The organism is Duganella sp. 1411 (assembly GCF_017833525.1).
GTDB lineage: Bacteria > Pseudomonadota > Gammaproteobacteria > Burkholderiales > Burkholderiaceae_D > Rugamonas.
Window position 1 is genome coordinate 109,137 of record NZ_JAFICD010000009.1, and the last position, 25,071, is coordinate 134,207.

18 protein-coding genes are annotated in these 25,071 nt (G+C 67.2%); 15 read left to right on the forward strand and 3 right to left on the reverse strand.

Going from position 1 to position 25,071, the window contains the following annotated elements:
- Positions 1-38 precede the first annotated feature (38 nt).
- From JOD97_RS29775 to JOD97_RS29785, 3 genes are read right to left on the reverse strand one after another with little or no spacing between them, the layout of a single operon-like run.
- Positions 39-1,724 carry an aspartyl/asparaginyl beta-hydroxylase domain-containing protein gene (locus JOD97_RS29775; protein WP_209726427.1) on the reverse strand — a complete coding sequence of 562 codons (1,686 nt, stop codon included), beginning with the start codon at positions 1,722-1,724 and terminating at the stop codon, positions 39-41.
- Positions 1,721-2,233, reverse strand: coding sequence for a GNAT family N-acetyltransferase (locus tag JOD97_RS29780; RefSeq protein ID WP_209726428.1), 513 nt, complete (start codon positions 2,231-2,233; stop codon positions 1,721-1,723). The genes JOD97_RS29775 and JOD97_RS29780 overlap by 4 nt, the downstream gene beginning before the upstream one ends.
- Positions 2,208-2,879 (reverse strand): phage tail protein, encoded by a 672-nt coding sequence (locus tag JOD97_RS29785; protein WP_209726429.1) that lies wholly within the window; start codon positions 2,877-2,879, stop codon positions 2,208-2,210. Before JOD97_RS29785 ends, JOD97_RS29780 begins: the two co-directional genes overlap by 26 nt.
- Positions 2,880-3,899: 1,020 nt before the next feature.
- On the opposite strand from JOD97_RS29785, the gene JOD97_RS29790 reads away from it, so the two are divergent.
- The 15 genes from JOD97_RS29790 (at position 3,900) to JOD97_RS29860 (ending at position 25,056) form a co-directional block, all read left to right on the forward strand.
- The gene (locus tag JOD97_RS29790; RefSeq protein ID WP_209726430.1) at positions 3,900-4,505 is read left to right on the forward strand and encodes a MotA/TolQ/ExbB proton channel family protein; all 606 of its coding nucleotides are present in this window, start codon (positions 3,900-3,902) and stop codon (positions 4,503-4,505) included.
- A 9-nt stretch (positions 4,506-4,514) separates the two neighbouring features.
- On the forward strand, positions 4,515-4,949 hold the full coding sequence (locus JOD97_RS29795) for a biopolymer transporter ExbD (RefSeq protein WP_209726431.1): 435 nt from the start codon (positions 4,515-4,517) through the stop codon (positions 4,947-4,949).
- Positions 4,950-6,065, forward strand: coding sequence for a tetraacyldisaccharide 4'-kinase (lpxK, locus tag JOD97_RS29800; RefSeq protein ID WP_209726432.1), 1,116 nt, complete (start codon positions 4,950-4,952; stop codon positions 6,063-6,065).
- Positions 6,055-6,231 (forward strand): Trm112 family protein, encoded by a 177-nt coding sequence (locus JOD97_RS29805; RefSeq protein ID WP_209726433.1) that lies wholly within the window; start codon positions 6,055-6,057, stop codon positions 6,229-6,231. Before lpxK ends, JOD97_RS29805 begins: the two co-directional genes overlap by 11 nt.
- A 3-nt stretch (positions 6,232-6,234) precedes the next feature.
- Entirely contained in the window at positions 6,235-7,005 is a 771-nt protein-coding gene (gene kdsB / locus JOD97_RS29810; RefSeq protein WP_373999971.1) for a 3-deoxy-manno-octulosonate cytidylyltransferase, read from the forward strand.
- Positions 7,006-7,251: 246 nt separating this feature from the next.
- On the forward strand, positions 7,252-7,908 hold the full coding sequence (adk, locus tag JOD97_RS29815; RefSeq protein ID WP_209726434.1) for an adenylate kinase: 657 nt from the start codon (positions 7,252-7,254) through the stop codon (positions 7,906-7,908).
- Between the two features lie 187 nt (positions 7,909-8,095).
- Positions 8,096-10,306, forward strand: a complete 2,211-nt coding sequence (locus tag JOD97_RS29820) for a sodium-translocating pyrophosphatase (protein WP_209726435.1) — start codon at positions 8,096-8,098, stop codon at positions 10,304-10,306.
- Positions 10,307-10,416: 110 nt separating this feature from the next.
- The gene (locus tag JOD97_RS29825; RefSeq protein WP_209726436.1) at positions 10,417-10,863 is read left to right on the forward strand and encodes a hypothetical protein; all 447 of its coding nucleotides are present in this window, start codon (positions 10,417-10,419) and stop codon (positions 10,861-10,863) included.
- 274 nt (positions 10,864-11,137) lie between these two features.
- Positions 11,138-11,896 (forward strand): 3-hydroxyacyl-CoA dehydrogenase, encoded by a 759-nt coding sequence (locus JOD97_RS29830; protein WP_209726437.1) that lies wholly within the window; start codon positions 11,138-11,140, stop codon positions 11,894-11,896.
- A gap of 93 nt (positions 11,897-11,989) precedes the next feature.
- Positions 11,990-13,792, forward strand: coding sequence for a gamma-glutamyltransferase (gene ggt / locus JOD97_RS29835; RefSeq protein ID WP_209726438.1), 1,803 nt, complete (start codon positions 11,990-11,992; stop codon positions 13,790-13,792).
- Between the two features lie 80 nt (positions 13,793-13,872).
- The gene (locus tag JOD97_RS29840; protein WP_209726439.1) at positions 13,873-15,048 is read left to right on the forward strand and encodes a patatin-like phospholipase family protein; all 1,176 of its coding nucleotides are present in this window, start codon (positions 13,873-13,875) and stop codon (positions 15,046-15,048) included.
- Between the two features lie 122 nt (positions 15,049-15,170).
- Entirely contained in the window at positions 15,171-20,078 is a 4,908-nt protein-coding gene (locus JOD97_RS29845; protein ID WP_209726539.1) for a two-component regulator propeller domain-containing protein, read from the forward strand.
- Between the two features lie 144 nt (positions 20,079-20,222).
- The gene (locus JOD97_RS29850; protein ID WP_209726440.1) at positions 20,223-20,939 is read left to right on the forward strand and encodes a response regulator; all 717 of its coding nucleotides are present in this window, start codon (positions 20,223-20,225) and stop codon (positions 20,937-20,939) included.
- Positions 20,940-21,028: 89 nt separating this feature from the next.
- Positions 21,029-22,675 carry an AMP-binding protein gene (locus JOD97_RS29855; protein ID WP_209726441.1) on the forward strand — a complete coding sequence of 549 codons (1,647 nt, stop codon included), beginning with the start codon at positions 21,029-21,031 and terminating at the stop codon, positions 22,673-22,675.
- Positions 22,672-25,056 (forward strand): bifunctional salicylyl-CoA 5-hydroxylase/oxidoreductase, encoded by a 2,385-nt coding sequence (locus JOD97_RS29860; RefSeq protein ID WP_209726442.1) that lies wholly within the window; start codon positions 22,672-22,674, stop codon positions 25,054-25,056. The genes JOD97_RS29855 and JOD97_RS29860 overlap by 4 nt, the downstream gene beginning before the upstream one ends.
- The last annotated feature ends 15 nt before the right edge of the window (positions 25,057-25,071 follow it).

Here is a 25,071-nt window from a genome sequence, read left to right on the forward strand (position 1 = left end):
ACTGTGGCATATTTATAGCTGGGGTTTCTCTCCAATTGTCACAACCGGTCACAATTGTCTTGATACTGGACAATTTCGTTGCGCAGGCGTGACCGTTCCAGCATGGCGTACAACTGCGCCACCCGCTCCAGCAGCGCCGGCTCCGGCGCGGCGCCGCGACGTTCGGCGGTGGCGCTGTCGCCGGTGAACGGCGCGCCGTGCTTGGCGTGGAAGCCGGCCCGTTGGCGCATGGCGAGCCGCTCCGTGCGGCCGCAGCGGATGCCCAGCCACGCCAGCAGCGGCGCGTCGGGCAGTTGCGGCAGTTGCTGGTAATTCAGCAGGGTCAACGGCTGGCCGCCGTCGCCGGCCGCCAGCGCGGTTTCCATCAAGGCGCGCAGCACGTGCAGGCAATAGCGGTCGAGGTCGGCCGGGGCCAGGCTGGCGGCGTCCTCCGGTTGGTCTGCGCCGGGGCGCCGGAAAGTGACGCCCAGCCAGCCGTCGTCGATCACGCCGGGCAGCATTTGCGGGCCGCGCTGGCGCCGGTGCGAGGCCAGCACCTGCAGCGGTTCGCGGTACAGGAATAGCATCGGCGTGTGCGGAAAGGCGGCGCGGAACAGCGGCAGATCGCGCAGGTGCCAGCTATCGAGCTTGATCACCAGGTGCCGCTGGCGCGCGTCGCGGCGCTGGCCGAGCGCCCGCACCAGCACGCGCAGCCGGACGGTGTCGCCGGCGTCGTCGATGGCGCCGGCCGCATCCCTGCCCGCGCGCCGCAGCCGCAGGAAGTCGTCCAGCACTGGCGGCTCCGACAGCGCCACGCACGAGGGCAGGGTGGCCAGCATCTGGGTCAGCAAGGTCGAGCCGCAGCGCGACACATGGAAGATGAACGCGGTCGGCGCCAGCGCCTCGGGCAGGTCGGCCAGCGCCGGCCAGTCGGCGAAGCGGCGCAGCCGTTCGGCCGGCGGCTGGCGGCGCAGCGTGTCGGCGAAAAACGGCTCGCTGAACGGCTGTTGGCCCAGGTGCCGCCACCACAGGCCGGGCGGATCGTCGCTGACGGCCACCGGATACCAGCCGTCCGCCGGCGCGGCGCCCGCCGGCGCGATCTCGGGCGCGCGCAGCAACGCCTGCCGCTGGTGCGCCAGCGGGTCGGGCGCGCGCTGGCCGGCGCCGGCCGCGTCGCCCATGCCGGCCTGCGCGAACAGGCGCCGCAGCCACGGGTTGACGCGGCAGTCGAGCACCAGGTGGATGCGGCTGCGCGCGCTGGCGTTGTGGACCGCGTGGGTGCGCCCGGCGTTCAGGTACCACGTGTCGCCACGGCTGAAGTGGACCTCCTCGCCGTCGATGCGGAACGTCACGGCCGGATCGGTCTGCAGCGGCACGTGCAGCCGCGCCAGGCCGTCCTCGAAGGCGGTGGCGGCGTCGCGGTGGGGCTTGATGACGGCGCCCGCCTCGAGCGCCATCAGCCGCACGGCGGCCTTGTCGCATTCGAAGGCGTCGAGCACGGCGCGGAAGTACGGACACTGGGCCAGCGCCGGCGTGTCGAGGAAGTTGGCCTCGGACAGCGCGCCGATGTGGCGCGGCTGGCCGTCCGGCGAGCGCAGCGCCAGACAGCGCCAGCCGCCGTCGTAGTCGCGCGTGTTGAAGTGGTCGATCCATTGCGGCGCCAGCAGCGCGTCGAGTTCGGCCTGCAAGCGCGCGGCGTCAAAGCTGAGCGGCAGCTTGAGGTAGCGCAGCGAGGCCGGAATCATGGCGGCGCCTGCGCGTCGGCGGCCGGTTCCCAGCGCATCGGCTCGAATACCTCGTCGCCGGTGCCGGCGCGGAAGCCCAGCTCCAGATACAGCAGGCGGGCCGTATGGTTGTCGCGCCGCACCCGCAGATCGAGCGGCACGCCGGCTTCGGCCGCTTGCCGCTGCGCCCAGCGCAGCAGCGCGCGGCCGAAGCCCTGGCCGCGCGCCTCGGGCAGCACGGCGAGGTCGACCAGGTGCAGGCGCCGCGGAGCGCGGTCGAGCACCAGTTGCGCCACGCAGCGCCCGTCGCTGTACAACAGCAGCTGGCGCGCGCCCGGAAACTGGCGCCGCCGGCCCTCGGCGTGCACGCGCTGCTGCATGGCGATCAGCGACGCCACCGCCGCGCCGTCGCCGAGCGGCGCCAGGTCGTCGCGGGTGGCGCGGTACAGCTCCGCCAGCAGCGGCTGGTCGGCGTCGGTGGCCTCGCGCAGGTCGAGCGCCGGCTCAGTTTCGGGTGGGGAAGATACCATTGAGACAGATAATGTAGTTGAGTGCGAGGAAAGGCGGCAAGGTGGCCACCGGCGTGGTCACGGTCACGTTGACGGGCACGGCGGCGCCGTCGCCGGTGTTGGCGACCGTCACCGACCCGCTGCCGCTGACCGTGGTGCTGACGCCGCCCAGCGTCACCGGCGCCACCGGCGCAACGCTCGACGGCTGGTAGATCGCCGCGCCCGACGCGCCCGACGCGGTGCTGGTCAGCGTGGCGCCCTGGGTCGCGGCCAGTTGGCCGCCGGTGCCGGTGCCGACGCTGATGTCGGTGACGGCGTTCAGGCCGCTCATCGACAGCGTCGCGCTGTGGCTGTGGGCCGGCAGGTTCGCCTGCGTCAAGGTGACCGAGGCGGCGCCGTTGCCCACGGCGTTCACGGACTCGGCGCCGCCGTGCTGGCCCGCCGTGCGATTGCTCAGCGGCGGCTGGCCGTTGGTGCCGAGGATGGTGCGTCCGCGCAGGTCGGGCAGCGCGAACGTGGTGCTGCCGTTGCCGCCGTACTGGGGGCCGATGACCGCGAACAAGGCCTGATACATATTGACTTGCAGGATGCGGCCGTCGCAGAAGGCCCAGCCGGCGGGGGCGTAGCTGGCGGGCCAGGGCAGTATGGTTCCGAGAAATGCGTCCATGAAACGTCTCCGTGTGCCGGGCATGGCCGGCTTTTGGTTGGCGGGCGGAAAGCGTGGCGCTCCCGGCGCTTTTAGCCGGCCTCAGCGGCTGGCGTGGAGACCATCTTAAAGAGGTTTTTGATTAAATAGAAATAAAAGCAATACTACCAAATTGGTAGCGTTGTAACTTTTCAATATCCCCATTGCTATTTTTTTGCTCATTGAAAAAGAATTGATAACAATCAATGACTTAAGTGCGTTGGGTGGGCCTTGCTCACAATCTTATCCACACAAAATGTGCAGAAGTGACGGCGCTTGTGGGCAAACCCTGTGCGTGCCTTTAAAAACGGCGGCTAGGCTCATCTGCTATTTTTTTACTCAAGGCAAAAATTCCCTTACGAATCAACGACCTTTCACGATGTGGGAGCGGTTGCGCACAATCTTATCCACATCAAGTGTGCAGAAGTTCCGCCGAGCGCCGGCGCCGCGCCCGCCCGCGCGCGGCGCCGGACGCTGCGCTTATTTTACGCATGGGAAAAATAGCCTTATAAATCAATGGCCTGGAACTTGTGGGGTAGCCTTGCTAACAATCTTATCCACAAATTTTGTGCAGAAGTGCACAAGTCGCCGGCTATCGCCTTAAAAGTTGTCCTGTGGATAACCATTTCGGGCTTGCCAGCGCCGCCGTGGCACGCCTGCCATATTTTTACGCAGAACAATAAAAGTGATTGAAATCAACGGCCTGCCGCCGCAGGGCGTGGCTTGCGCACAATCTTATCAACAGAATGTGGGCATAAGTTGGCACAGCTTTTGCAATGCATAAACCGGGCCATCTGCTGTCCCGCTGCGCTATTTTCGAGCTTCGATACTTTTCTTTTTTAAATCAATGACTTAATCTTTATTGAATGGCATTACGCACATTGTTGTCCACAGAAAATGTGCAGAACTCGTTCCTCCCCGTTGAGCGCACGCTACTTGCCGAGCGTCGTCCAACAAGATACATTGCGCCTTCGGGTTTATATATCTCTACAGGAGTTCGTTTTGCTCGCTATTTTCCAAGCCGCAGGTTGGCCCATCTGGTTGTTGCTGGTCGCGTCGATCGTCGCCCTGGCGCTGATCGTCGAACGCTTGCTGTATCTGCGCCGTAGCAAAATCCTGCCGAAAAAACTGCTGGACGAGGTGGTGCAGGTCTATCGCGGCGGCAACGCCAACCCCGGCGTCATCGACAAGCTGGAAAAAAGTTCGCCGCTGGGCGTGGTGCTGTCGGCCGCGCTGCGCAACGTCGACGCCCCGCGCGAGGTGATGAAGGAATCGATCGAGGAGGCCGGCAGCGGCGTGGCCCACACGCTGGAACGCTTCCTGACCACCCTGGGCACCATCGCCACCCTGGCGCCGCTGATGGGACTGTTCGGCACGGTGGTCGGCATGATCGAGATTTTCGGATCGCAAAACGCCTCCGGCTCCAACCCGGCGCAACTGGCGCACGGCATCTCGGTGGCGCTGTACAACACCGGCTTCGGCCTGGCGATCGCCATGCCGACGCTGGTGTTCTACCGCCACTTCCGCGCGCTGGTGGACAGCTTCGTCATCGAGATGGAGCAGCAGGCGGTGAAGTTCGTCGATATCGTGCACAGCAAGCGCAAGTAAGGACGCCGCATGAATTTCCGCAAAGGCCGGCACCGCGAGGATCCCGAGATCAACCTGATCCCGTTCATCGACGTGCTGCTGGTGATCCTGATCTTCCTGATGGTCTCGACCACGTACAGCAAATTCACCGAGCTGCAGATCACGCTGCCGACCGCCGACGCGCAGAAGCAGGAAGAGAAGCCGTTCGAGCTGAACGTGACGGTCGACGCCAAGGGCAACTACACGATCAACAACGAACCGGTGTCGTTCCGCGACGTGGCCGGCTTCGCGCAGTCGATGAAGGCGGCCGTCGACAAGGGCGGCCAGCCGGGCAAGTCGCCGGTGGTGATCGTCAACGCCGACCAGTTCGCGATGCACCAGATGGTCATCAACGTGATGGAGGCGGCGCGCATCGCCGGCTACGACAAGCTGACCTTCGCCGCCCAGACCAGCGCCGGCAAATAAGTGTCCGCGCCTTCGAACACCGGGTCGTCCGCGCTGGAAGCGACGCTGACGCGCAACTGGCTGCGGCGCGGCCCGCTCGCCTGCGCGCTGTGGCCGCTGTCGCTGCTGTTCCGCGCGCTCAGCGGCGCGCGCGCGGCGCTGTACCGCGCCGGCCTGCTCAAATCGTCGCGGCTGCCGGTGCCGGTGGTGGTGGTCGGTAATATCTACATCGGCGGCACCGGCAAGACGCCGCTGACGATCTGGCTGGTGCAGGCGTTGCAGGCGGCCGGCATGCGTCCGGGCGTCATCTCGCGCGGCCACGGCAGCGACGCCGACGGCGCGCGCGAAGTGGGCGCGCGCTCGACGCCGGCCGAGGTCGGCGACGAGCCGCTGCTGATCTGGCAGCGCACCGGGCGCCCGGTCATGGTCGGGCGCGACCGCGCCGCCACCGGCCGCGCGCTGCTGGCCGCCCATCCCGACGTCGACATCGTGCTCACCGACGACGGTTTGCAGCATTACGCGCTGCGACGCGACATTGAAATCATCCTGTTCGACGGCCGCGGCGCCGGCAATGGCTGGCTGCTGCCGGCCGGACCGCTGCGCGAGCCGGTGTCGCGCCGGCGCGATTTCACCGTCATCAACGCGCCTGTGTTGACGGACGAGCTGGTGCGATCGGTCGGCGGCCAACCCGCGAGCCTGGGGTCGTACCCCGTGCGGGGTACGACCCCGGTTGGCGCTGCGGGTTCCAGCGGGCAGCCAATTCACATGACGCTTGAGGGCCGGTACGCGGAACAACTGGTCGACCGCTCGCAACGCCGCGAGCTGGCGACGCTGAATCAACCCGGTCTGCGGCTGGCGGCGGCGGCCGGCATCGGCAACCCGGCGCGGTTTTTCGGCATGCTCAAGGCCGCCGGCCTGGCCATTGCCGAGCTGCCCTTGCCCGACCACCACGACTTCGCCGACCGGCCGTTCGCGCGGCTGGAGGCCGATATCATCCTGGTGACCGAGAAGGATGCAGTAAAATGTGCGCAAATTGAAGAACTCAGAGACGACCCGCGACTATGGGTCGTCCCGGTGACGGCGCGCATCGACGCGGCGCTGGCCGACCAAATCGTGGAGAAATGTCGTGGACGCTAGATTGCTTGATATCCTGGTATGCCCGGTCTGCAAAGGCCCCCTTGAGTACGATAAGAAAGCCCAGGAAATGATCTGCAAGGGCGACCGCCTGGCATTTCCGATCCGCGACGGCATCCCCATCATGTGGGCCGACGAGGCCCGCACCTTGCAAGACAAGGTGGACTGAGCGGTGTCGGCGGTCTCTACCCCGGTGTCCCCGTTCATCGTCATCATCCCGGCGCGGCTGGCGTCGACGCGGCTGCCGAACAAGCCGCTGGCCGACCTCGGCGGCAAGCCGATGGTGGTGCGCGTGGCCGAGCGCGCGCGCCTGTCGGGCGCCGCCCGCATCATCGTCGCCACCGACCACGAGGACATCCGCGCCGCCTGCGTGGCGCACGGCGTCGAGGTGTGCATGACGCGCGCCGACCATCCGTCCGGCACCGACCGCATCGCCGAGGTGGCGCGCGCGCTGAACCTGCCGGCCGACGCCGTCGTCGTCAACCTGCAGGGCGACGAGCCGCTGATCGAGCCGGCGCTGCTGCAAGCGGCCGCCGCCCGCATCGGCGCCGACGTGCCGATGTCGACCTGCGCCCATCCGCTGCACGACGCCGCCGACGCCTTCAACCCGAACGTGGTCAAGGTGGTGTTGGACAAGGCCGGCCGGGCCCTGTATTTTTCGCGCGCGACCATACCGTGGAACCGCGACGCCTTCGCGCAGTCCAAAGAGGCACTGCCCGCCGGCCACGTACCGCTCCGCCACATCGGACTGTACGCCTACCGCAACGATTTCCTGCAAGCCTATCCGGCGCTGGAAGCGTCGCCGCTGGAATCGATCGAAGCGCTGGAACAGCTGCGCGTGTTGTGGCACGGCTATCCGATCGCCGTCCACGTGACCGAGTCGGCGCCCGCCGCCGGGGTCGACACGCCGGAGGACCTGGCGCGGGTGCGCTTGCTATATTAGCCACTTTCTTGATATAGATCAGATTACCGGAATAAATCAATCATAAGCGGAAGGCAAGTGCCATATTCATACGGAATATGTCTCTATACTCCAGTTTTGCCAGCGAAGAACGGTGGAAGCCGTCACAAATTGGCGTTTAGACGAAGTTTTGTGGTAAGTTTCGTATCAACAAAGTCGGACTTGCAGTATTTCTACTGTTTCCCCACAAACACTAACCACATCCAAAATCTGTTTTAGGAATTTTTCATGCGTCTTATTCTTTTAGGAGCACCAGGTGCAGGCAAGGGCACCCAGGCTAATTTCATCAAAGAAAAATACAACATCCCGCAGATCTCGACCGGCGACATGCTGCGCGCCGCGATCAAGGCCGGGACGGAGTTGGGCATGGCCGCCAAAAAAGTGATGGATGCGGGTGGCCTGGTCTCCGACGACATCATCATCGGCCTGGTGCAGGAACGCTTGAAGCAGTCCGACTGCGCCAACGGCTACCTGTTCGACGGCTTCCCGCGCACGGTGGCGCAGGCCGACGCCATGAAGGATAGCGGCGTGGCGGTCGACTACGTGCTGGAAATCGACGTGCCGGACGAGTCGATCATCGAACGCATGGACGGCCGCCGTTGCCATCCGGGTTCGGGCCGCGTCTACCACGTCAAGTTCAATCCGCCCAAGGTGGAAGGCAAGGACGACGTCACCGGCGAAGACCTGGTGCAGCGCGACGACGACAAGGCCGAAACCGTCAAGAAGCGCCTGGACGTCTACCACAATCAAACCGAAGTGCTGCTCGGCTACTACAACACGTGGGCGCAGTCGGGCGAACCGGGCGCGCCGAAATACCGCCGCATCGCCGGGGTCGGTCCGGTTGAACAAATTCGCGACAGCGCGTTTGCCGCGCTCGCCGAATAAGCGGTAAAGTAGAGCGGACCGAGTGTCCGCTTTTTTTACGCCCGCGCGCCGCGCGCAGCACCCCGGCAAAAGCTGGATGCCTCCCGATTTGACGTTTTGCAGTTCGCAGGTTAGTTGGCCGCCTCCACAAGGGGCGGTTATCTGAAGTGTGGTTTGTAGGCTCGTTCAATAAAAATAAGGGGACTCTATGGCAGCCAGTCTTTGGTTAGCAGTCGGTTGCGGCGTCATCGCCGTGGTGTACGGTTTATGGTCACGTAGTTGGATTTTGCGCCAGGACGCGGGCAACCCGCGCATGCAGGAAATTTCCCTGGCGATTCAGCAAGGCGCCGCCGCCTACCTGGCGCGCCAGTACCGCACCATCGGCATCGTCGGCGTGGTGCTGCTCATCCTCATCGGAGTGCTGTTGGACATCAACACCGCGATCGGCTTCCTGATCGGCGCGGTGCTGTCGGGCGCCTGCGGCTTCATCGGCATGAACGTGTCGGTGCGCGCCAACGTGCGCACCGCGCAGGCCGCCACCAAGGGCATGAACCAGGCGCTCGACGTCGCCTTCAAGGGCGGCGCCATCACCGGCATGCTGGTCGTCGGGCTCGGCCTGCTGGGCGTGGTGCTGTTCTATATGTACCTGATCGCCGGCTTCCCGCCCGACCTCGGGCCCAATCTGCACAAGGTCATCGAGCCGCTGATCGGGCTGGCGTTCGGCGCCTCGCTGATCTCGATTTTCGCGCGGCTCGGCGGCGGCATCTTCACCAAGGGCGCCGACGTCGGCGCCGACCTGGTCGGCAAGGTCGAGGCCGGCATCCCCGAGGACGATCCGCGCAACCCGGCCGTGATCGCCGACAACGTCGGCGACAACGTCGGCGATTGCGCCGGCATGGCCGCCGATCTGTTCGAAACCTACGTCGTCACCCTGATCGCCACCATGCTGCTGGGCGCGCTGCTGATGACCGGCTCGAGCGCGGCGGTCGTCTATCCCTTGCTGCTGGGCGCGGTGTCCATCATCGCCTCGATCATCGGCTGCTCGATGGTCAAGGCCAAGCCGGGCAAGAAAATCATGTCGGCGCTGTACACCGGCCTGTGGTGGGCGGCCGGGCTGTCGCTGATCGGCTTTGCCGTCGTCACCTGGCAGATCTGGCCGGACGACGCCATGCGCATGCGCCTGCTCGGCTGCACCGTGGTCGGCATCGTGCTCACCGGGCTGATGGTCTACATCACTGAGTACTACACCGGCACCGACTTCTATCCGGTCAAGCACATCGCCGAAGCGTCCACCACCGGCCACGGCACCAACATCATCGCCGGGCTGGGCGTGTCGATGAAGTCGACCGCGTTGCCGGTGCTGGCCGTGTGCGCGGCGATCCTGGTGTCGTACCAGCTGGGGCAGCTGTACGGCGTGGCGATCGCCGCCACGGCCATGCTGTCGATGGCCGGCATTGTCGTCGCGCTCGACGCCTACGGCCCGATCACCGACAACGCCGGCGGCATCGCCGAAATGGCCGGCATGCCCGAATCGGTGCGCGCCATCACCGACCCGCTCGACGCGGTGGGCAACACCACCAAGGCCGTCACCAAGGGCTACGCGATCGGCTCGGCCGGGCTGGCCGCGCTGGTGCTGTTCGCCGACTACACGCACGCGCTCGAATCGGCGGGCAAGAGCATCACCTTCGACCTGTCGAACCCGATGGTCATCGTCGGCCTCGTCATCGGCGGCCTGATCCCGTACCTGTTCGCCGCGATGGCGATGGAAGCGGTGGGGCGCGCGGCGGGCGCCGTGGTGGTCGAGGTGCGGCGCCAGTTCCGCGACATCAAGGGCATCATGGACGGCACCGGCAAGCCCGAGTACGACAAGGCGGTCGACATGCTGACCGCCTCGGCGATCAAGGAAATGATCGTGCCGTCGCTGCTGCCGGTGGTGGTGCCGGTGGTGGTCGGCATGCTGCTCGGATCGGCCGCGCTGGGCGGCATGCTGATGGGCACCATCGTCACCGGCCTGTTCGTGGCGATTTCGATGACGACCGGCGGCGGCGCCTGGGACAACGCCAAGAAATACATCGAGGACGGCCACTTCGGCGGCAAGGGCTCGGAGGCGCACAAGGCGGCGGTGACGGGCGACACGGTGGGCGACCCGTACAAGGACACGGCCGGCCCGGCCGTCAATCCGCTGATCAAGATCATCAACATCGTCGCGCTGTTGCTGGTGCCGTTGCTGCCGGCGTCGGGCTGGCTGGCGGTGAGCGCGCCGGTGGTGGCCGTCCACGCGCCGGTGCCGACGCAGATGGCACCGGCCGACGCGCCGCCGCCGCCGCGGCCGGCGTCGCCGCTGACCGAGGGCGCGCCGCTGGCGCCGGGCCTGCCGCCACCGCCGCCGCCGGCATCGGAGCCGGCGCCGGCGCGCTAGCGCCGCCGCCGGTCTTGTGGCTGCCAGGTTACGAATTGTTTCAAAGCCTTCCGTGCGGCGTGATGCCTGCTAATAATGTAAACAGGCGTAGCACTCTGGAAGGTGATGACATGAAAAACCTGAAACCGGCCGCGCTGGCCGCGGCATTCCTGCTTGGATCATTACTTTGCACCAACGCGTGGGGAAACCCGGCGCAGGCGGACGCCTACGCCCGGCTGCCCGTGTGCAAGCTCAGCGCGGACGGCAAGCGGCTCGCGGTCGAGCCGTGCCGGACCGCGCCGGCCGCCGTGCCGATGCCGAGGCGGCCGGTGCCGCTGACGCTGCAGCGTATGCCCACGAACAAGCTCGCGCCGCAGGTGGCCATGCCTGCGGGGCAGCCATCGACGCCGATCGAAACGCTGATGCGGCCGCCGGGCACGCCGACCCCGGCGATCGGCTGCACGGCGGGCGGCTGCTACGACGCCGCCGGGGTGCGCCACAACACCGGCCCTGCCGGCACCACGATCACGCCCGCGGGCAAGCTCTGCCACCTCCAGGGCGGCTGGCTGCAGTGCTGACACTGCGGGGTGCGCCTCGATTTTCTCCGGTTTTCGTAGGGCGGATTAGGCGGAACGCCGTAATCGGCCATCGATGGGCCGTCGATAACGCATGCTAGGCGGAACGCCGTAATCGGCCATCGATGGGCCGTCGATAACGCATGCATGGCCGATTACGCTGCGCTAATCCGCCCTACGTGATTCCGAAGCAAATTCCCCGGTTTTTTCCGCTACAATGGGGCTTGATTGACGTTTACGTAAACGTCAGTTGCCGTCATTGAAATCGGGGAGACTTATGCAAATCACAGATAACGTATTCATCATCACCGGCGGGGCGTCCGGGCTGGGCGCGGCGACCGCGCGCATGATCGTCGAGGCCGGCGGCAAGGTGGTGCTGGCCGATGTGCAGGCCGAGGCCGGGCAGGCGCTGGCCTCCGAACTGGACGGCGTCTTCGTCCACACCGACGTGACCTCCGAGGCCGACGCCATCCGCGCCGTCGACGCCGCCGTGGCGCTGGGCACGCTGCGCGGGCTGGTCAACTGCGCCGGCATCGCGCCGGCCGCCAAGACCGTCGGCAAGGACGGCGCCCATCCGCTCGAGCTGTTCCAGCGCACCGTCAATATCAATCTGGTCGGCACCTTCAATATGGCGCGCCTGGCCGCCGTGGCGATGAGCAAGAACGACGCCGTCGATACCGGCGAGCGCGGCGTGATCATCAACACCGCGTCGGTGGCCGCCTTCGACGGCCAGATGGGGCAGGCCGCCTACGCGTCGTCCAAGGCCGCCGTCGCCGGCCTGACCTTGCCGATGGCGCGCGACCTGGCCCGCAGCGGCATCCGCGTGATGGCCATCGCGCCCGGCATCTTCGAGACGCCGATGTTGATGGGCATGCCGGCCGAGGTGCGCGACGCCCTCGGCGCCATGGTGCCGTTCCCGCCGCGCCTGGGCAAACCGCACGAATACGCGCACCTGGCCAAGGCCATCATCGAGAACACGATGCTGAACGGCGAGACCATCCGCCTCGACGGCGCTATCCGCATGCAGGCCAAGTAAAACGATTTAAACGATTTCGTGTACGATGCCAAGGTGATCGGGCGCGCCACGGGAGGCCATCCCGGCCCGCGCGCCCTCAATTTTGGAGAGCCCATGATTCGTTTGAAGATGCTGGCGCTGAGCGCCGCACTGGCCGTGCCTTTGCTGGCCGGCCTGCACGCGCCGGCCTACGCGCAACGCGCCACGCCCGCTGCGACTGCCGATGCGGCGCCGGAAATCGCCACCGGCTACGCCGAGAAGGCCGGCAAGTCCTCGCAAAAATTCATGGTGGCCGCCGCCAATCCGCTGGCCACGCAGGCCGGCTACCAGATGCTCAAACAGGGCGGCGCGGCGATCGACGCCGCCGTCGCCACCCAACTGGTACTGACCTTGGTCGAGCCGCAATCGTCGGGCATTGGCGGCGGCGCTTTCCTGCTCTATTCGGACGGCAAACGCGTGCAGTCGTACGACGGCCGCGAGACGGCCCCGGCGTCGGCCGACGAACATCTGTTCCAGGACGCGGACGGCAAACCCGTCTCGCGCGAAGTCGGCGTCATCGGCGGGCGCTCGGTCGGCGCGCCGGGCGTGCTGCGCATGCTGGAGCTGGCGCACAAGCAGCATGGCCGGCTGCCGTGGAAAACCCTGTTCGCGCCGGCCATCAAGCTGGCCGAGGAGGGCTTCGCCGTCAGCCCGCGCCTGAACGCGCTGATCTCCTACGACCGCTTCCTGGCGCGCGATCCGGTCGCCAAAAAATACTTCTTCGACGACGACGGCAAGCCGCGTCCCGTTGGCTACATCCTGAAAAATCCCGAACTGGCGCGCACCCTGCGCGAGATCGCCGCCGGCGGCGCCGACGCCTTCTACAAGGGCCGCATCGCCGCCGACATCGCCGCCAAGGTGGCCGCGCATCCGACCAATCCCGGCAAGCTGACCGCCGCCGACATCGCCGGCTACCAGGCCAGGGAGCGCGCGCCCATTTGCAGCGACTACAAGGCGTGGACCGTGTGCGGCGCGCCGCCGCCGTCGTCCGGTGGCATCGCCATCGCGCAGATGCTCGGCATCCTGGAGGTCAAGGACATCAGCCCGTACGAGCCGGTCGACGGCATGCCCACCGCCGAGGGCATCCACCTGTTCTCGGAGGCGGGACGGCTGGCCTACGCGGACCGCAACCGCTACGTGGCCGATACCGATTTCGTGCCGCTGCCGGGCAAGGGCGTCGGCGCGATGCTCGACAAGGGCTACCTGTCGCAGCGCGCCGCGTTGATAGGCGAGCGCTCGATGGGCCACGCCAACTACGGCACGCCGGCCACGATGCAGGTCGCGTGGGGCGCCGACACGGCCATCGACAAGCCGTCGACGTCGCACCTGGTGGCGGTCGATGCGTTCGGCGGCGGGCTGTCGATGACCACCTCGGTGGAGGACGCGTTCGGCGCGCGCCAGATGGTCGACGGCTTCATGCTCAATAACCAGCTGACCGACTTCTCCTTCGATTCGCAGGACGCCGACGGTCCGATCGCCAACCGGGTGCAGGCCGGCAAACGCCCGCGCAGCGCGATGTCGCCGACGCTGGTGTTCGACAAGGGCACGCACAAGCTGGTGCTGGCCACCGGCTCGCCGGGCGGTTCGGCCATCATCAACTACGTGGCCAAGGTGCTGGTCGGGACGCTGGACTGGAAGCTCGACGTGCAGCGGGCCATCAGCCTGCCCAACATGGGCAGCCGCAACGGTCCCACCGAGGTGGAGGCCGGGCGCGTGGCGCCGGCGGTGCTCGAGGAGCTCAAGGCGCGCGGCCACCAGGTGCGCGAGACCGAGCAGAATTCCGGTTTGCAGGGCATCCAGCGCCGCGTCGTCAACGGCAAGGCCGAATGGTTCGGTGGCGCCGATCCGCGCCGCGAGGGTATCGTCTTGGGCGAGTAAGTCCGGGGATTGTGGCAAAACGTCGCCGAAAAACCGCAGCCGCCTTCCCCAAACGCGGCATACCCTGCTAACCTTGGTGCATGGGAATTCAAAAGAAAACAGGCTTGATCCTGACGGGAGGAGGCGCCCGCGCGGCCTACCAGGTCGGCGTGCTGCAGGCGATCTCCGAGATACTGTGGGAAGCGGGCTGGCCGCCGGCGCGCAATCCCTTCGATATCATCTGCGGCACCTCGGCCGGCGCGATCAACGCCACGGCGCTGGCCTGCCGCGCCGACAACTTCGGCGAGGGCGTGCAAAAGCTGCTCGACGTCTGGCAGCATATCGAGGTCGAACAGGTCTACCGCGCCGATTCGCTGGGCGTGATCCGCTCCGGCGCGCGCTGGCTCTCGCTGCTGTCGTTCGGCTGGCTGCTGCGCAAATGGCGCGCCGCGCCGCCGGCGTCGCTGCTCGATAACACGCCGCTGGTCGGCCTGCTGCACCGCATGCTCGACCTGCCGCGCCTCGACACCGTGCTCTCCGAGGGCCTGCTGCACGCGCTGGCCGTCACCGCCTCGTCCTACAGCGCCGGCAACCACCTGACCTTCTACCAGACCGCCGCCGACATCGCGCCGTGGATACGCATGCAGCGCGTGGCGCTGCAGGACCAGATCGGCGTCGAGCATCTGCTGGCGTCGTCGGCGATCCCGTTCATCTTTCCGGCCACGCCCCTGTACATGGGCGGTCACCGCGAATACTGCGGCGACGGCTCGATGCGCCAGCTGGCGCCGATCTCGCCGGCGATCCACCTGGGCGCCACCAAGGTGCTGGTGGTGGGCGCCGGCCGCCTGACCGAGCCGGCCCGCAGCGCCGCCGAAAAGAGCGCGGCCCGCTATCCCAGCCTGGCGCAGATCGCCGGCCACGCGATGTCGTCGATCTTCCTCGATTCGCTGGCGGTCGATATCGAACGCCTGGAACGGATCAACAAGACGCTGTCGATGCTGCCGGCGGAGCTGCTCGACCAGACGCCCCTCAAGCCGGTCAAGCTGCTGGTGATCGCGCCGTCCGAGCGGCTCGACGATATCGCCAGCCGCCATATCGCCAGTTTGCCGGCGCCGATACGCACCATGTTGTCCGGAATCGGCGCCACCGAAACGCGCGGCGCGGCGCTGGCCTCGTATTTATTGTTCGAATCGACTTATACTTGCGAGTTGATCCGCCTCGGTCAGCGCGACACCCAGGCGCGTAAGGACGACGTGCTGGCCTTCTTTGAATCCTGACCACCGATTGCGGGACCGTTTTGCCGTTTTTTAGACGCTTATTCCGACCCTCGTTCCAACGGGGATGCCGACGCTTGTGCGGACACCTGCTGGTGCCGGTCCTGCTGCTGTGGGGACTCGGCATGGCCGCCGCATGGGCCGGCGCGCCGCCGCGCACCTTGCGCTTCGAGCAGCTCAGCGTCGAGCACGGACTGGCGCAGGAGTCGGTGCTGGCCGTCGCCCAGGACACCCAGGGCTTCATCTGGCTCGGCACCCAGGCCGGCCTGACGCGTTTCGACGGCTACCGCACCGTCACCTACAAGAGCGCCGTCTCCGATCCCAACAGCCTGGCCGACAACTGGGTGCGCGTGCTGCACGTGGACGGCACCGGCCGGATGTGGGTCGGCACCGACGGCGGCCTGGATCTGTACGACCCGGCCACGCGCCATTTCACCCATTTCGCGCCGCAGGAGCCGGGCCAGCGCGGCAACGGCAACCGCCATGTGCGGGCCATTGTCGACGATGGCCTGGGCGGCCTGTGGGTGGCCAGCGCCGACGGCCTGCACCACTTCAACCCCGCCACCAAACGCTTCACCAGCTGGCACCACGACGCCGCCGACACCGGCAGCCTGGGCAACGACCAGGTCAATGCGCTGGCGCGCGACGCCACCGGGCGCCTGTGGGTGGCCACCGCCACCGGCCTCGATATGCTGGCGCCGGGCGCCGCGCACTTCCGCCACTACACGCTCGACGACGGTGGCGACGGCCGCTTCAACGCCGTGCTGTCGCTGCAGGTCGACAGCGCGCAGACGCTGTGGGTCGGCACCATGGGCGGGCTGGAACAATGGCGGCTGCTGGGCGTCGAACCGCAGCGGCGCCGCCTCGGCGAGCGCGAAGGCATCAACCCCGGGGTCAGCATCACGACGCTGTACGAGGACGTCGAAAACCAGATGTGGGTCGGCACCCAGGCCGACGGCTTGTTCCGCTGGCTGCCGGCGGAGAACCGGCTGACCCAGTACCGCCACCAGTTCAGCGACAGCCACAGCGTGGCCGACAACCAGATATCGTCGCTGTTCCGCGACCGCGTCGGCACCTTCTGGGTCGGCACCTGGAACGATGGCGTCAGCCGCGTCGACATGGGCAGCGGCGGCTTTGCCCGCATCGTGCGCCAGTCCGACATGCTCAACTCCGTGTCGGACAACAAGGTGCGGGCGATCGTCTCGGACGGCGGCACGCGCCTGTGGCTGGGCAGCAGCGGCGGTTTGAACCTGTACGATCCGGTCAGCGGCGAGAGCCGGGTGTGGCGCCACGATCCGCGCGACCCCAATAGCCTGAGCGACGACCAGGTCACCGCGCTGCTGCGCGAAAAGAACGGCAACATGTGGATCGGCGGACGGGCCGGGGTCAACTACCTGAACCCGGCCACCGGCGCGATACGGTCGCTGTCGTTCATGCGCGGCGACGCCGCCAGCGACACGGTGCGCAACATCGTCGCCGACCGCGGCGGCATGCTGTGGGTGGCCAGCCGGGGAGGGCTGCACCGGCTCGACCCGCGCACCATGGACGTGCGCACCTTCCGCCACAACCCGTCCGACAATGCCAGCCTGGCCGACAACGTGGTGCGGCCGATCCTGGAGGACCACCGCGGCCAGCTGTGGATAGGCACCTTCAACGGCCTCGATCTGCTGGACCGCAAGACGGGGCGCTTCCGCCACTTCCGCCGCGACGCCGCCGATCCGCTCAGCCTCAGTCACGACGAGGTGCACTGCCTGTACGAGGACGCGCGCGGCACCATCTGGGTCGGCACGGCGGCGGGCCTGAACCGGATGGACGTGGCGCCCGACGGCGCCATCCGCTTCCGCCGCTACCTGCGCAAGGACGGCATCGCCGACGACGCCATCGCCTCGATCCTGCCCGACAGCGCCGGCAACCTTTGGCTGAGCACCAACAGCGGCCTGTCGCGGTTGAACATCGAGACGGGCCTGGTGCGCAACTACAGCGGCGCCGACGGCACCATCGAGGGCGCCTACTTCGACGGCGCCGCGCTGCGCACGCCGGACGGCACGCTGTATTTCGGCGGCTTTAACGGCATCACCGCGTTTTCGCCCGACGACGTGCGCGAAAACAGCGTGGCGCCGACGGTGGCGATCACCGATTTCCAGATCTTCAACAAGTCGGTTCGGGCCGGGCAGGGCGAGCATCCGAAGGTGCTGACGACGGCGATCGAGCACACCGGCGCGCTGACCCTGGACGAAAACGATTCGGTGTTCTCGCTGGAGTTCACGGCGCTGCACTACGCGGCGCCGCAGCGCAACCGCTTCGCCTACCAGCTGCAGGGTTTCGACGAGGACTGGGTGGTCACCGACGCCAGCAAGCGCTTCGCCACCTACACCAACCTGGACCCGGGCACCTACACGTTCCGCGTCAAGGCCGCCAACAAGGACGGCATCTGGAACGACAACGCGGCCACGCTGGAGATCACCATCCTGCCGCCGTTCTGGAAGACCTGGTGGTTCCGCAGCCTGATGGCGGTGCTCTTGCTGAGCGTCGCCTACGCGGCCTATCACGCGCGGGTGCGCAGCCTGCGCCGCCAGCAGCAGCGGCTCGAGCAACTGGTCGGCGCGCGCACCGTGGAGGTCGAGCACAAGAACCTGCTGCTGCAGCAGCAGAAGCAGGAGCTGGAGGCGCGGCGGCTGGAGGCGGAAACCCAGCGGGCGGAGGCCGAGCAACGCCGCATCGACACCGAGCGCCAGAAAAAGGAAGTCGAGCGGCAGAAGGAAAACGTCGAGCAGGCGCACCGCAACATCTCGGTGCTGAGCGAGCTGGGACGCGAGTTGAGTTCCACGCTGGACGTCGAGGCGTCGATGCTCACGCTGTACCGCCACGTCCACCACCTGATGAACGCGCAGATATTCGGCATCGGTTTCGTGCGCGAGCAGGATGGCGTGATCGACTTCCCGTTCGCGATCGAGGGCGGGGTGCGCACCTTGCCTTATCAGCGCCGGCTCGACCAGCCCAACCAGCTGGCGGTGTGGTGCCTGACCCAGCGCCAGCCGATTTTCATCAACGACTTCCATGCCGAGTACCGCGACTACATGGATGAAACGGGCCTGGAGGCGATGGTCCCGTGCGTACGCGAGGACGGCGTGCCGGTGAACTGGGCCAGTTCGATGATGTACGCGCCGCTGATCGTCGGCGACAAGGTGGTCGGCCTGCTGTCGGTGCAGAGCATGGAGAAGAACAGCTACCAGCGGGTGCACATGGACATGCTGCAGACGCTGGCCTCGCACGCGGCGGCCGGGCTGGAAAACGCGCGCGCCTACCAGCAGCTGGAGGAGGCGTTGCAGACGCTGCGCCAGACCCAGGAACAGCTGCTGCTGCAGGAGAAGCAGGTGCGCCTGCACACCGAGGAGCTGGCGCTGGCCAACCGCGCCTTGCAGGACAACGACGAACGCCTGCGCCTGGCCAAGCGCAAGGCGGAGGACGCGACCCGGCAGAAATCCGAGTTCCTGGCCAATATGAGCCACGAGATGCGCACCCCGCTGGCCGGCGTGATCGGCATGCTGAGCTTCGCGCTGCGCGACGGCCGCTTGCAGGAGAGCACGCGCGAGCAGATCCTGCGCGGCCAGGCCAACGCGCAGTCGCTGCTGTCGATCATCAACGACCTGCTGGACTTCTCGAAGATCGAGGCGGGCAAGCTGACCATCGAGAACATCGATTTCTCGCTGTCGGCGGCGGTGCGCAACGTGGTCGGCCTGTTCGAGGAGCAGGCGGCGGCGCACAGCGTCGACTTCAGCGTGGAATTCGGCGAGGGCCTGCCGCAGTTCGTGGTCGGCGATCCGACCCGCTTGCGCCAGGTGCTGGTCAACCTGGTCGGCAACGCCTTCAAATTCACCCAGCACGGCTCGGTCATGATGCGCGTCGAGCGCGTGCCGCACGCGCGGGCCGGCGAGCAGGAGGCGTTTAACCGCATCCGCTTCACCGTCGCCGACACCGGCATCGGCATCGAGGCCGACGCCATTCCGCGCCTGTTCCAGCAGTTCGAGCAGGCCGACGCCTCCACCACCCGCCGCTACGGCGGCACCGGCCTGGGTCTGGCGATTTGCCGCCAGCTGGTGGAGCTGATGGGCGGCGACATCAGCGCCGTCAGCACGCCGGGCAAGGGCAGCGTGTTCTCGTTCGAACTGCCGCTGGCCAACGGTGTGCCGCCGCCGCTGGTGCCGCACGTGCCGCGCGAGCCGCACAGCCACCAGCTCAAGGTGCTGTGCGCGGAGGACTTCCCCACCAATCAGATCATCATCCGCATGATGCTCGAGGACCTGGGCCACAAGGTGGACATCGCCGCCAACGGCGCGCTGGCCGTCAAGGCCTGCGCGCTGACGCGCTACGACTTGATCCTGATGGACGGGCGCATGCCGGAGATGGACGGCGCCAGCGCCACGCGGCTGATCCGCTCCGGCGGCACCGAGGGGGCGCCGGTGCGCGACCAGGAATTGATGATCATCGCGCTGACGGCCAACGCCAGCGAGGAAGACCGCAGCCGCTACCTCGCCTCCGGCATGGACGACTTCCTCACCAAGCCGATCGACGAGGACAAGCTGCACTTCCAGCTGAGCCGCGCGATCGAACGCCAACTGCAGCGCGGCGTCCAGCTGCCGCGCATGGCGCCGCAGCGCCATCCGGCCATCGGCACGCCGGAACTCGACGCCATGTTCGGCGTCGAGCCGGCCGCCTCGGAGCCGGCCAGGCTGGCGCAGCACAGCGGCGCCGGCGGCGACCTGAAGGCGCGCCTGCGCAGCGCCTTCAACCAGGACGCGCCGCTGCGCCTGGCCGACCTGGAACAGGCGCTGGCGGACGGCGACGGCGAGACCGCCAGCCGCCTGTTGCACGGCATGAAGGGCAGCGCCGGCTATCTGGAGGAGCAGGAGTTGCAGGCCCTGTGCGGCGACCTGGAACTGTGCGCCGACCACGGCGACTGGCGGCGCATCGTCGACGCCATGCCGAAGCTGCGCGCGCTGCTCGAACAGGCAGGGGCGGCTAGCACCTTGTAAGCCTCGTCCGCCGCGCAGATGCGCCATGCGTCTTCAGTTTCCGCTAAGGGAAGCGGCATAGGATTTGTACGGTGTTTAAGGTAAGATCACCACAAGTGCACACTGAACTTACATATGGTCGTTGGTGAAGGCACAGGGAGTTACATGAAAGTTCTGGTAGTCGACGACGATGTCGTCTCGCGCATGGTGTTGATGCATTTGATCGACAGCTGCGGCAAGTTCGATATCGTGGAAGCCGAGGATGGCGCCGACGCGTGGCGGCAGCTGCAGGAGGGCTTGCGGCCTGCTATCTGCTTCTGCGACCTGCGCATGCCCAACCTGTCCGGCATGGAGCTGTTGCAGCGCGTGAAAGGGCATGCCGAGCTGGGTGGCATGCCGTTCGTGCTGGTGACGTCGGCCACCGACAAGGACACCGTGGAGCAGGCCACCCAGGCCGGCGCCGCCGGCTACATCGTCAAACCGTTCCAGGCGGAGCAGGTGCGCGTTCATCTGGCGGCTTTCCTCGACCAGGCGGCCTGCGGGTCCGGACACCAGGCCGAGGACCCCGCGCTGACGCTGCAACGTCTCGGCATCAACGCCGAACGGCTGCTGGTCTATCTGAGCGGTTTTCACAACCAGCTGGCCGCCGCCGCCGGCGACCTCGAAACGCTGCTGGCCAGGGGCGGGCAGCAGGACGCGCAGGCGCGCATCGACCGTTTGCACGCGGGCTGCGTGACATTGGGGCTGGACGGCGCCGCCGCCGCGCTCAAGGCGCTGGCGTCGGGCCAACTGTCCAACGAGGCGGTGCAGGCGGTGCTGGCGGACGTGCTGCGCGCCGTCGACCAGCAGGCCGAATTGCTGCGCAAAGCCTCCCCGGGCTGACCTCCGTATTGATTTAGCTCTGGATTTTGAACTTGATGTTGCGATAGTTTAGGTTTAAAGTATCTCTGACATTGCACATCAGGGCGACCATGACCAGACCTACCGACAGTTCTGCCAGCATCGCGCCAGCCAGCGCCCACACCGACCATTTCGCGCGCGATCACCTGCCGCCGCCCGAGCTGTGGCCCGAGTTGCGCTTCGACCTGCCCGAGCTGCAATACCCGCCGCGCCTGAACTGCGTGGCCGAGTTGCTGGACGGCGCCGCCGATGTCGATGGACGGACCGCGATCCTCGGCGAGCACGCAAGCTGGAGCTACGCAGCCCTGCGCGAGCGGGTGGACCGCATCGCCCACGTGCTGCGCGGCCCGATGGGGCTCGAAGCCGGCAACCGCGTGCTGCTGCGCGGGGCCAACAACCCGATGATGGCCGCCTGCATCCTGGCGGTGATCAAGGCCGGCTGCATCGCCGTGCCGACCATGCCGCTGCTGCGCGCGCGCGAGCTTTCCGCCATCGCCGGCAAATCCCAGATCAACGCGGTGCTGTGCGCCGAATCGCTGCGCGCCGAGCTGGAAGCGGTCGATCCGCCGCTGCCGCCGGCGGTGCGCGCCAACACGCTGTGGTTCGGCGGCGAGAGCTGCCAGCTTGAGGCGATGATGGCCGCGCAGCCGGCCCGCTTCGAGGCGGTCGACACGGCGGCCGACGATGTGTGCCTGATCAGCTTCACGTCCGGCACCACCGGCATCCCCAAGGGGACCATGCATTTCCATCGCGACGTGCTGGCGATCTGCGACTGCTTTCCGCGCTCGGTGCTGCGCTCGCGGCCCAGCGACGTGTTCATCGGCACGCCGCCGCTGGCGTTCACCTTCGGCCTCGGCGGCCTGCTGCTGTTCCCGCTGCGCGTGGGCGCGGCGGCGGTGCTGCTGGAAAAACTCACGCCCGAGACGCTGCTCAAGGCGATCGAAAAATACCGCGCCACGGTGTGCTTCACGGCGCCGACGTTTTACCGGCAGATGGCGCAGATGGCCGGCGACTGCGATCTGGCCAGCCTGCTCGCCAGCGTCTCGGCCGGCGAGGCGCTGCCGCCAGCGACGCGCGAGGCCTGGCGCCGCGCGACCGGGCTGGAAATGATAGACGGCATAGGCGCGACCGAACTGCTGCACATCTTCATCTCGGCGGCGGGCGACCAGGTGCGCGCCGGCGCCACCGGCAAGCCGGTGCCCGGCTACCAGGCCTGCATCCTCGGTCAAGACGGCAAACCGGTCGGCCCGGGCGTGATCGGCCGGCTCGCCGTCAAAGGCCCGACCGGCTGCCGCTATCTGGCCGACGCGCGCCAGCGCGATTATGTGCTCGACGGCTGGAACCTGACCGGCGACGCCTACGAGATGGACGCCGACGGCTATTTTTATTACCGCTCGCGCACCGACGACATGATCATCTCGGCCGGCTACAACATCGCCGGGCCGGAAGTGGAGGACGCGTTGCTGCGCCATCCCGCCGTCGCCGAATGCGGCGTGATCGGCCGCGCCGACGAGGAGCGCGGCCAGATCGTCGAAGCGCATGTGGTGCTCAAGCCGGAGGTCGCGCCGTCGCCGCAACTGGCGGCGCAGCTGCAGGACTTCGTCAAGCAGCAGATCGCGCCTTACAAGTATCCTCGTTCGATCCGATTCCTCAAGGCGCTGCCGCGCACCGAAACGGGCAAGCTGCAACGCTTTAAACTGCGCACGGAAAACCCATGAACATCGTTTGCATAGGCGGCGGCCCCGCCGGCCTGTATTTCAGTCTTCTGATGAAGAAGCACAATCCCGCGCACTGCATCACCGTGGTCGAGCGCAACCGCCCCTACGACACCTTCGGCTGGGGCGTGGTGTTTTCCGACCAGACCTTGGACAATCTGATGAAGGCCGACGAGCCGACCGCGCGCGAGATCCTGCAATCGTTCAATCACTGGGACGACATCGACGTGTTCTTCAAGGGCGCCAAGATCACCTCCGGCGGCCACGGTTTTTGCGGCATCGGCCGCAAGCGCCTGCTCAATATCCTGCAGCAGCGCTGCGAGGAGCTGGGCGTGTCGCTGCTGTTCGAGACCGAGGTGGGCGACGACCGCGAGCTCGCCGCGCGCTACGACGCCGACCTGGTGATCGCCTCCGATGGCCTCAACAGCCGCACGCGCACGCGCTATGCGGACAGCTATCAACCGCACATCGAGGCGCGCCAGTGCCGCTTCGTCTGGCTGGGCACGCGCAAGAAGTTCGACGCCTTCACCTTCGCGTTCAAGCAGACCGCGCACGGCTGGTTCCAGGCGCATATCTACCAGTACGACGGCGAGACCTCGACCTTCATCGTCGAGACGCCGGAATCGGTGTGGCGCGCGGCCGGCCTGGAGGACATGAGCCAGAACCGGGCGATCGCGTATTGCGAGCAGCTGTTCGCCGAGCGGCTCGACGGCCATGGCCTGATGTCGAATTCGCCCCACCTGCAAGGGGCGAACATGTGGATCAAGTTCCCGCGCATCGTCTGCGACCAGTGGGTGCACTGGAACGAGTCCGGCGGCAAGCGGGTGCCGGTGGTGCTGATGGGCGACGCCGCCCACTCGGCGCACTATTCGATCGGCTCGGGCACCAAGCTGGCGCTGGAGGACGCGATCGAGCTGGCGCGCTGCTTCGGCCGGCACGACGACGCCGAGGCTGCGCTGGCAGCCTACCAGGCCGCGCGCGCGGTGGAGGTGGCCAAGCTGCAAAGCGCGGCGCGCAACTCGATGGAGTGGTTCGAGAACGTCGAGCGCTATTCCGCGATGGAGGCGCCGCAATTCGCCTACTCGATGCTGACGCGCAGCCAGCGCCTGTCGCACGAGAACCTGCGCCTGCGCGACGCCGCCTACGTGGCCGCGTATGAGGACTGGTTCGCGGCGCGCGCCTTCGAGCGGGCGGGCCTGCCCGCGCCGGACCCGAGGCCGTCCGCCAGCGTGCCGCCGATGTTCACGCCGTTCAAGGTGCGGGATCTGGTGCTGAAAAACCGCATCGTGGTCTCGCCGATGGCACAATACAGCGCCCTCGACGGCGTCGTCGGCGACTACCACCTGGCCCACCTCGGCGCGCGCGCGATGGGCGGCGCGGCGATGGTGTTCGCCGAGATGACCTGCGTATCGGCCGACGCCCGCATCACGCCGGCATGTCCGGGCCTGTACACGCCCGAGCAAACGCAGGCCTGGCGGCGCATCGTCGACTTCGTCCACCGGCACAGCGACGCGCACATCGCCGTGCAGCTGGGGCACGCCGGCGCCAAGGGTTCGACCCGCGTGATGTGGGAGGGCATCGACCAGCCGCTCGACACGGGCAACTGGCCGCTGGTCTCGGCCTCGCCGCAGCAGTACCTGGCCGGCGTTTCGCAGACCGCGCGGGCGATGACCCTGGCCGACATGGACCGCATCGAGGGCGATTTCGTGCGCGCCACGCGGGCGGCGGACCAGGCGGGCTTCGACTGGGTGGAGCTGCACTGCGCGCACGGCTATCTGCTGTCGTCGTTCATCTCGCCGCTGACCAACGAGCGTGGCGACGAGTACGGCGGCAGCCTGGAAAACCGTTGCCGCTATCCGCTGCGGGTGTTCGCCGCGATGCGCGCCGCGTGGCCGGCGCACAAGCCGATGAGCGTGCGCATCTCCGCGCACGACTGGGTCGAAGGCGGCATCACGCCGGGCGACGCGGTGCGGATCGCGCGGCTGTTCAAGGCCGCCGGCGCCGACATGATCGATTGCTCGTCGGGGCAGGTCAGCAAGCTGGAAAGGCCGGTGTACGGGCGCATGTTCCAGACGCCGTTCGCGGACCGGGTTCGCAACGAAGCCGGCATCGGCGCGATCGCGGTGGGCTCGATCTTCGAGGCGGACCATGCAAACGGCATCATCGCGGCGGGACGGGCCGACTTGTGCGCGGTGGGCCGGCCGCACCTGGCCAATCCGGCGTGGACCTTGGGCGAGGCGGCAAAGCTGGGCTACACGGCGGTCAACTGGCCGAAACAGTACCTGCCGGCCAAGCAGCAGCTGGAGCGCAACATGGAGCGCGAGCGCCAGTCGGCGGCGGAGAACAACGTTGAGAACAACGTTGAAACACGTAGGGCGGATTAGCGCAGCGTAATCCGC

Coding starts and splice junctions, on each gene's coding strand:
- ggt (WP_209726438.1), top strand. CDS start 11,990: ATGATTCGTTTGAAGATGCTGGCGCTGAGCGCCGCACTGGCCGTGCCT.
- JOD97_RS29830 (WP_209726437.1), top strand. CDS start 11,138: ATGCAAATCACAGATAACGTATTCATCATCACCGGCGGGGCGTCCGGG.
- adk (WP_209726434.1), top strand. CDS start 7,252: ATGCGTCTTATTCTTTTAGGAGCACCAGGTGCAGGCAAGGGCACCCAG.
- JOD97_RS29780 (WP_209726428.1), bottom strand. CDS start 2,233: ATGGTATCTTCCCCACCCGAAACTGAGCCGGCGCTCGACCTGCGCGAG.
- JOD97_RS29850 (WP_209726440.1), top strand. CDS start 20,223: ATGAAAGTTCTGGTAGTCGACGACGATGTCGTCTCGCGCATGGTGTTG.
- JOD97_RS29825 (WP_209726436.1), top strand. CDS start 10,417: ATGAAAAACCTGAAACCGGCCGCGCTGGCCGCGGCATTCCTGCTTGGA.
- JOD97_RS29795 (WP_209726431.1), top strand. CDS start 4,515: ATGAATTTCCGCAAAGGCCGGCACCGCGAGGATCCCGAGATCAACCTG.
- JOD97_RS29775 (WP_209726427.1), bottom strand. CDS start 1,724: ATGATTCCGGCCTCGCTGCGCTACCTCAAGCTGCCGCTCAGCTTTGAC.
- JOD97_RS29860 (WP_209726442.1), top strand. CDS start 22,672: ATGAACATCGTTTGCATAGGCGGCGGCCCCGCCGGCCTGTATTTCAGT.
- JOD97_RS29785 (WP_209726429.1), bottom strand. CDS start 2,879: ATGGACGCATTTCTCGGAACCATACTGCCCTGGCCCGCCAGCTACGCC.
- JOD97_RS29855 (WP_209726441.1), top strand. CDS start 21,029: ATGACCAGACCTACCGACAGTTCTGCCAGCATCGCGCCAGCCAGCGCC.
- JOD97_RS29845 (WP_209726539.1), top strand. CDS start 15,171: ATGGCCGCCGCATGGGCCGGCGCGCCGCCGCGCACCTTGCGCTTCGAG.
- JOD97_RS29840 (WP_209726439.1), top strand. CDS start 13,873: ATGGGAATTCAAAAGAAAACAGGCTTGATCCTGACGGGAGGAGGCGCC.
- JOD97_RS29820 (WP_209726435.1), top strand. CDS start 8,096: ATGGCAGCCAGTCTTTGGTTAGCAGTCGGTTGCGGCGTCATCGCCGTG.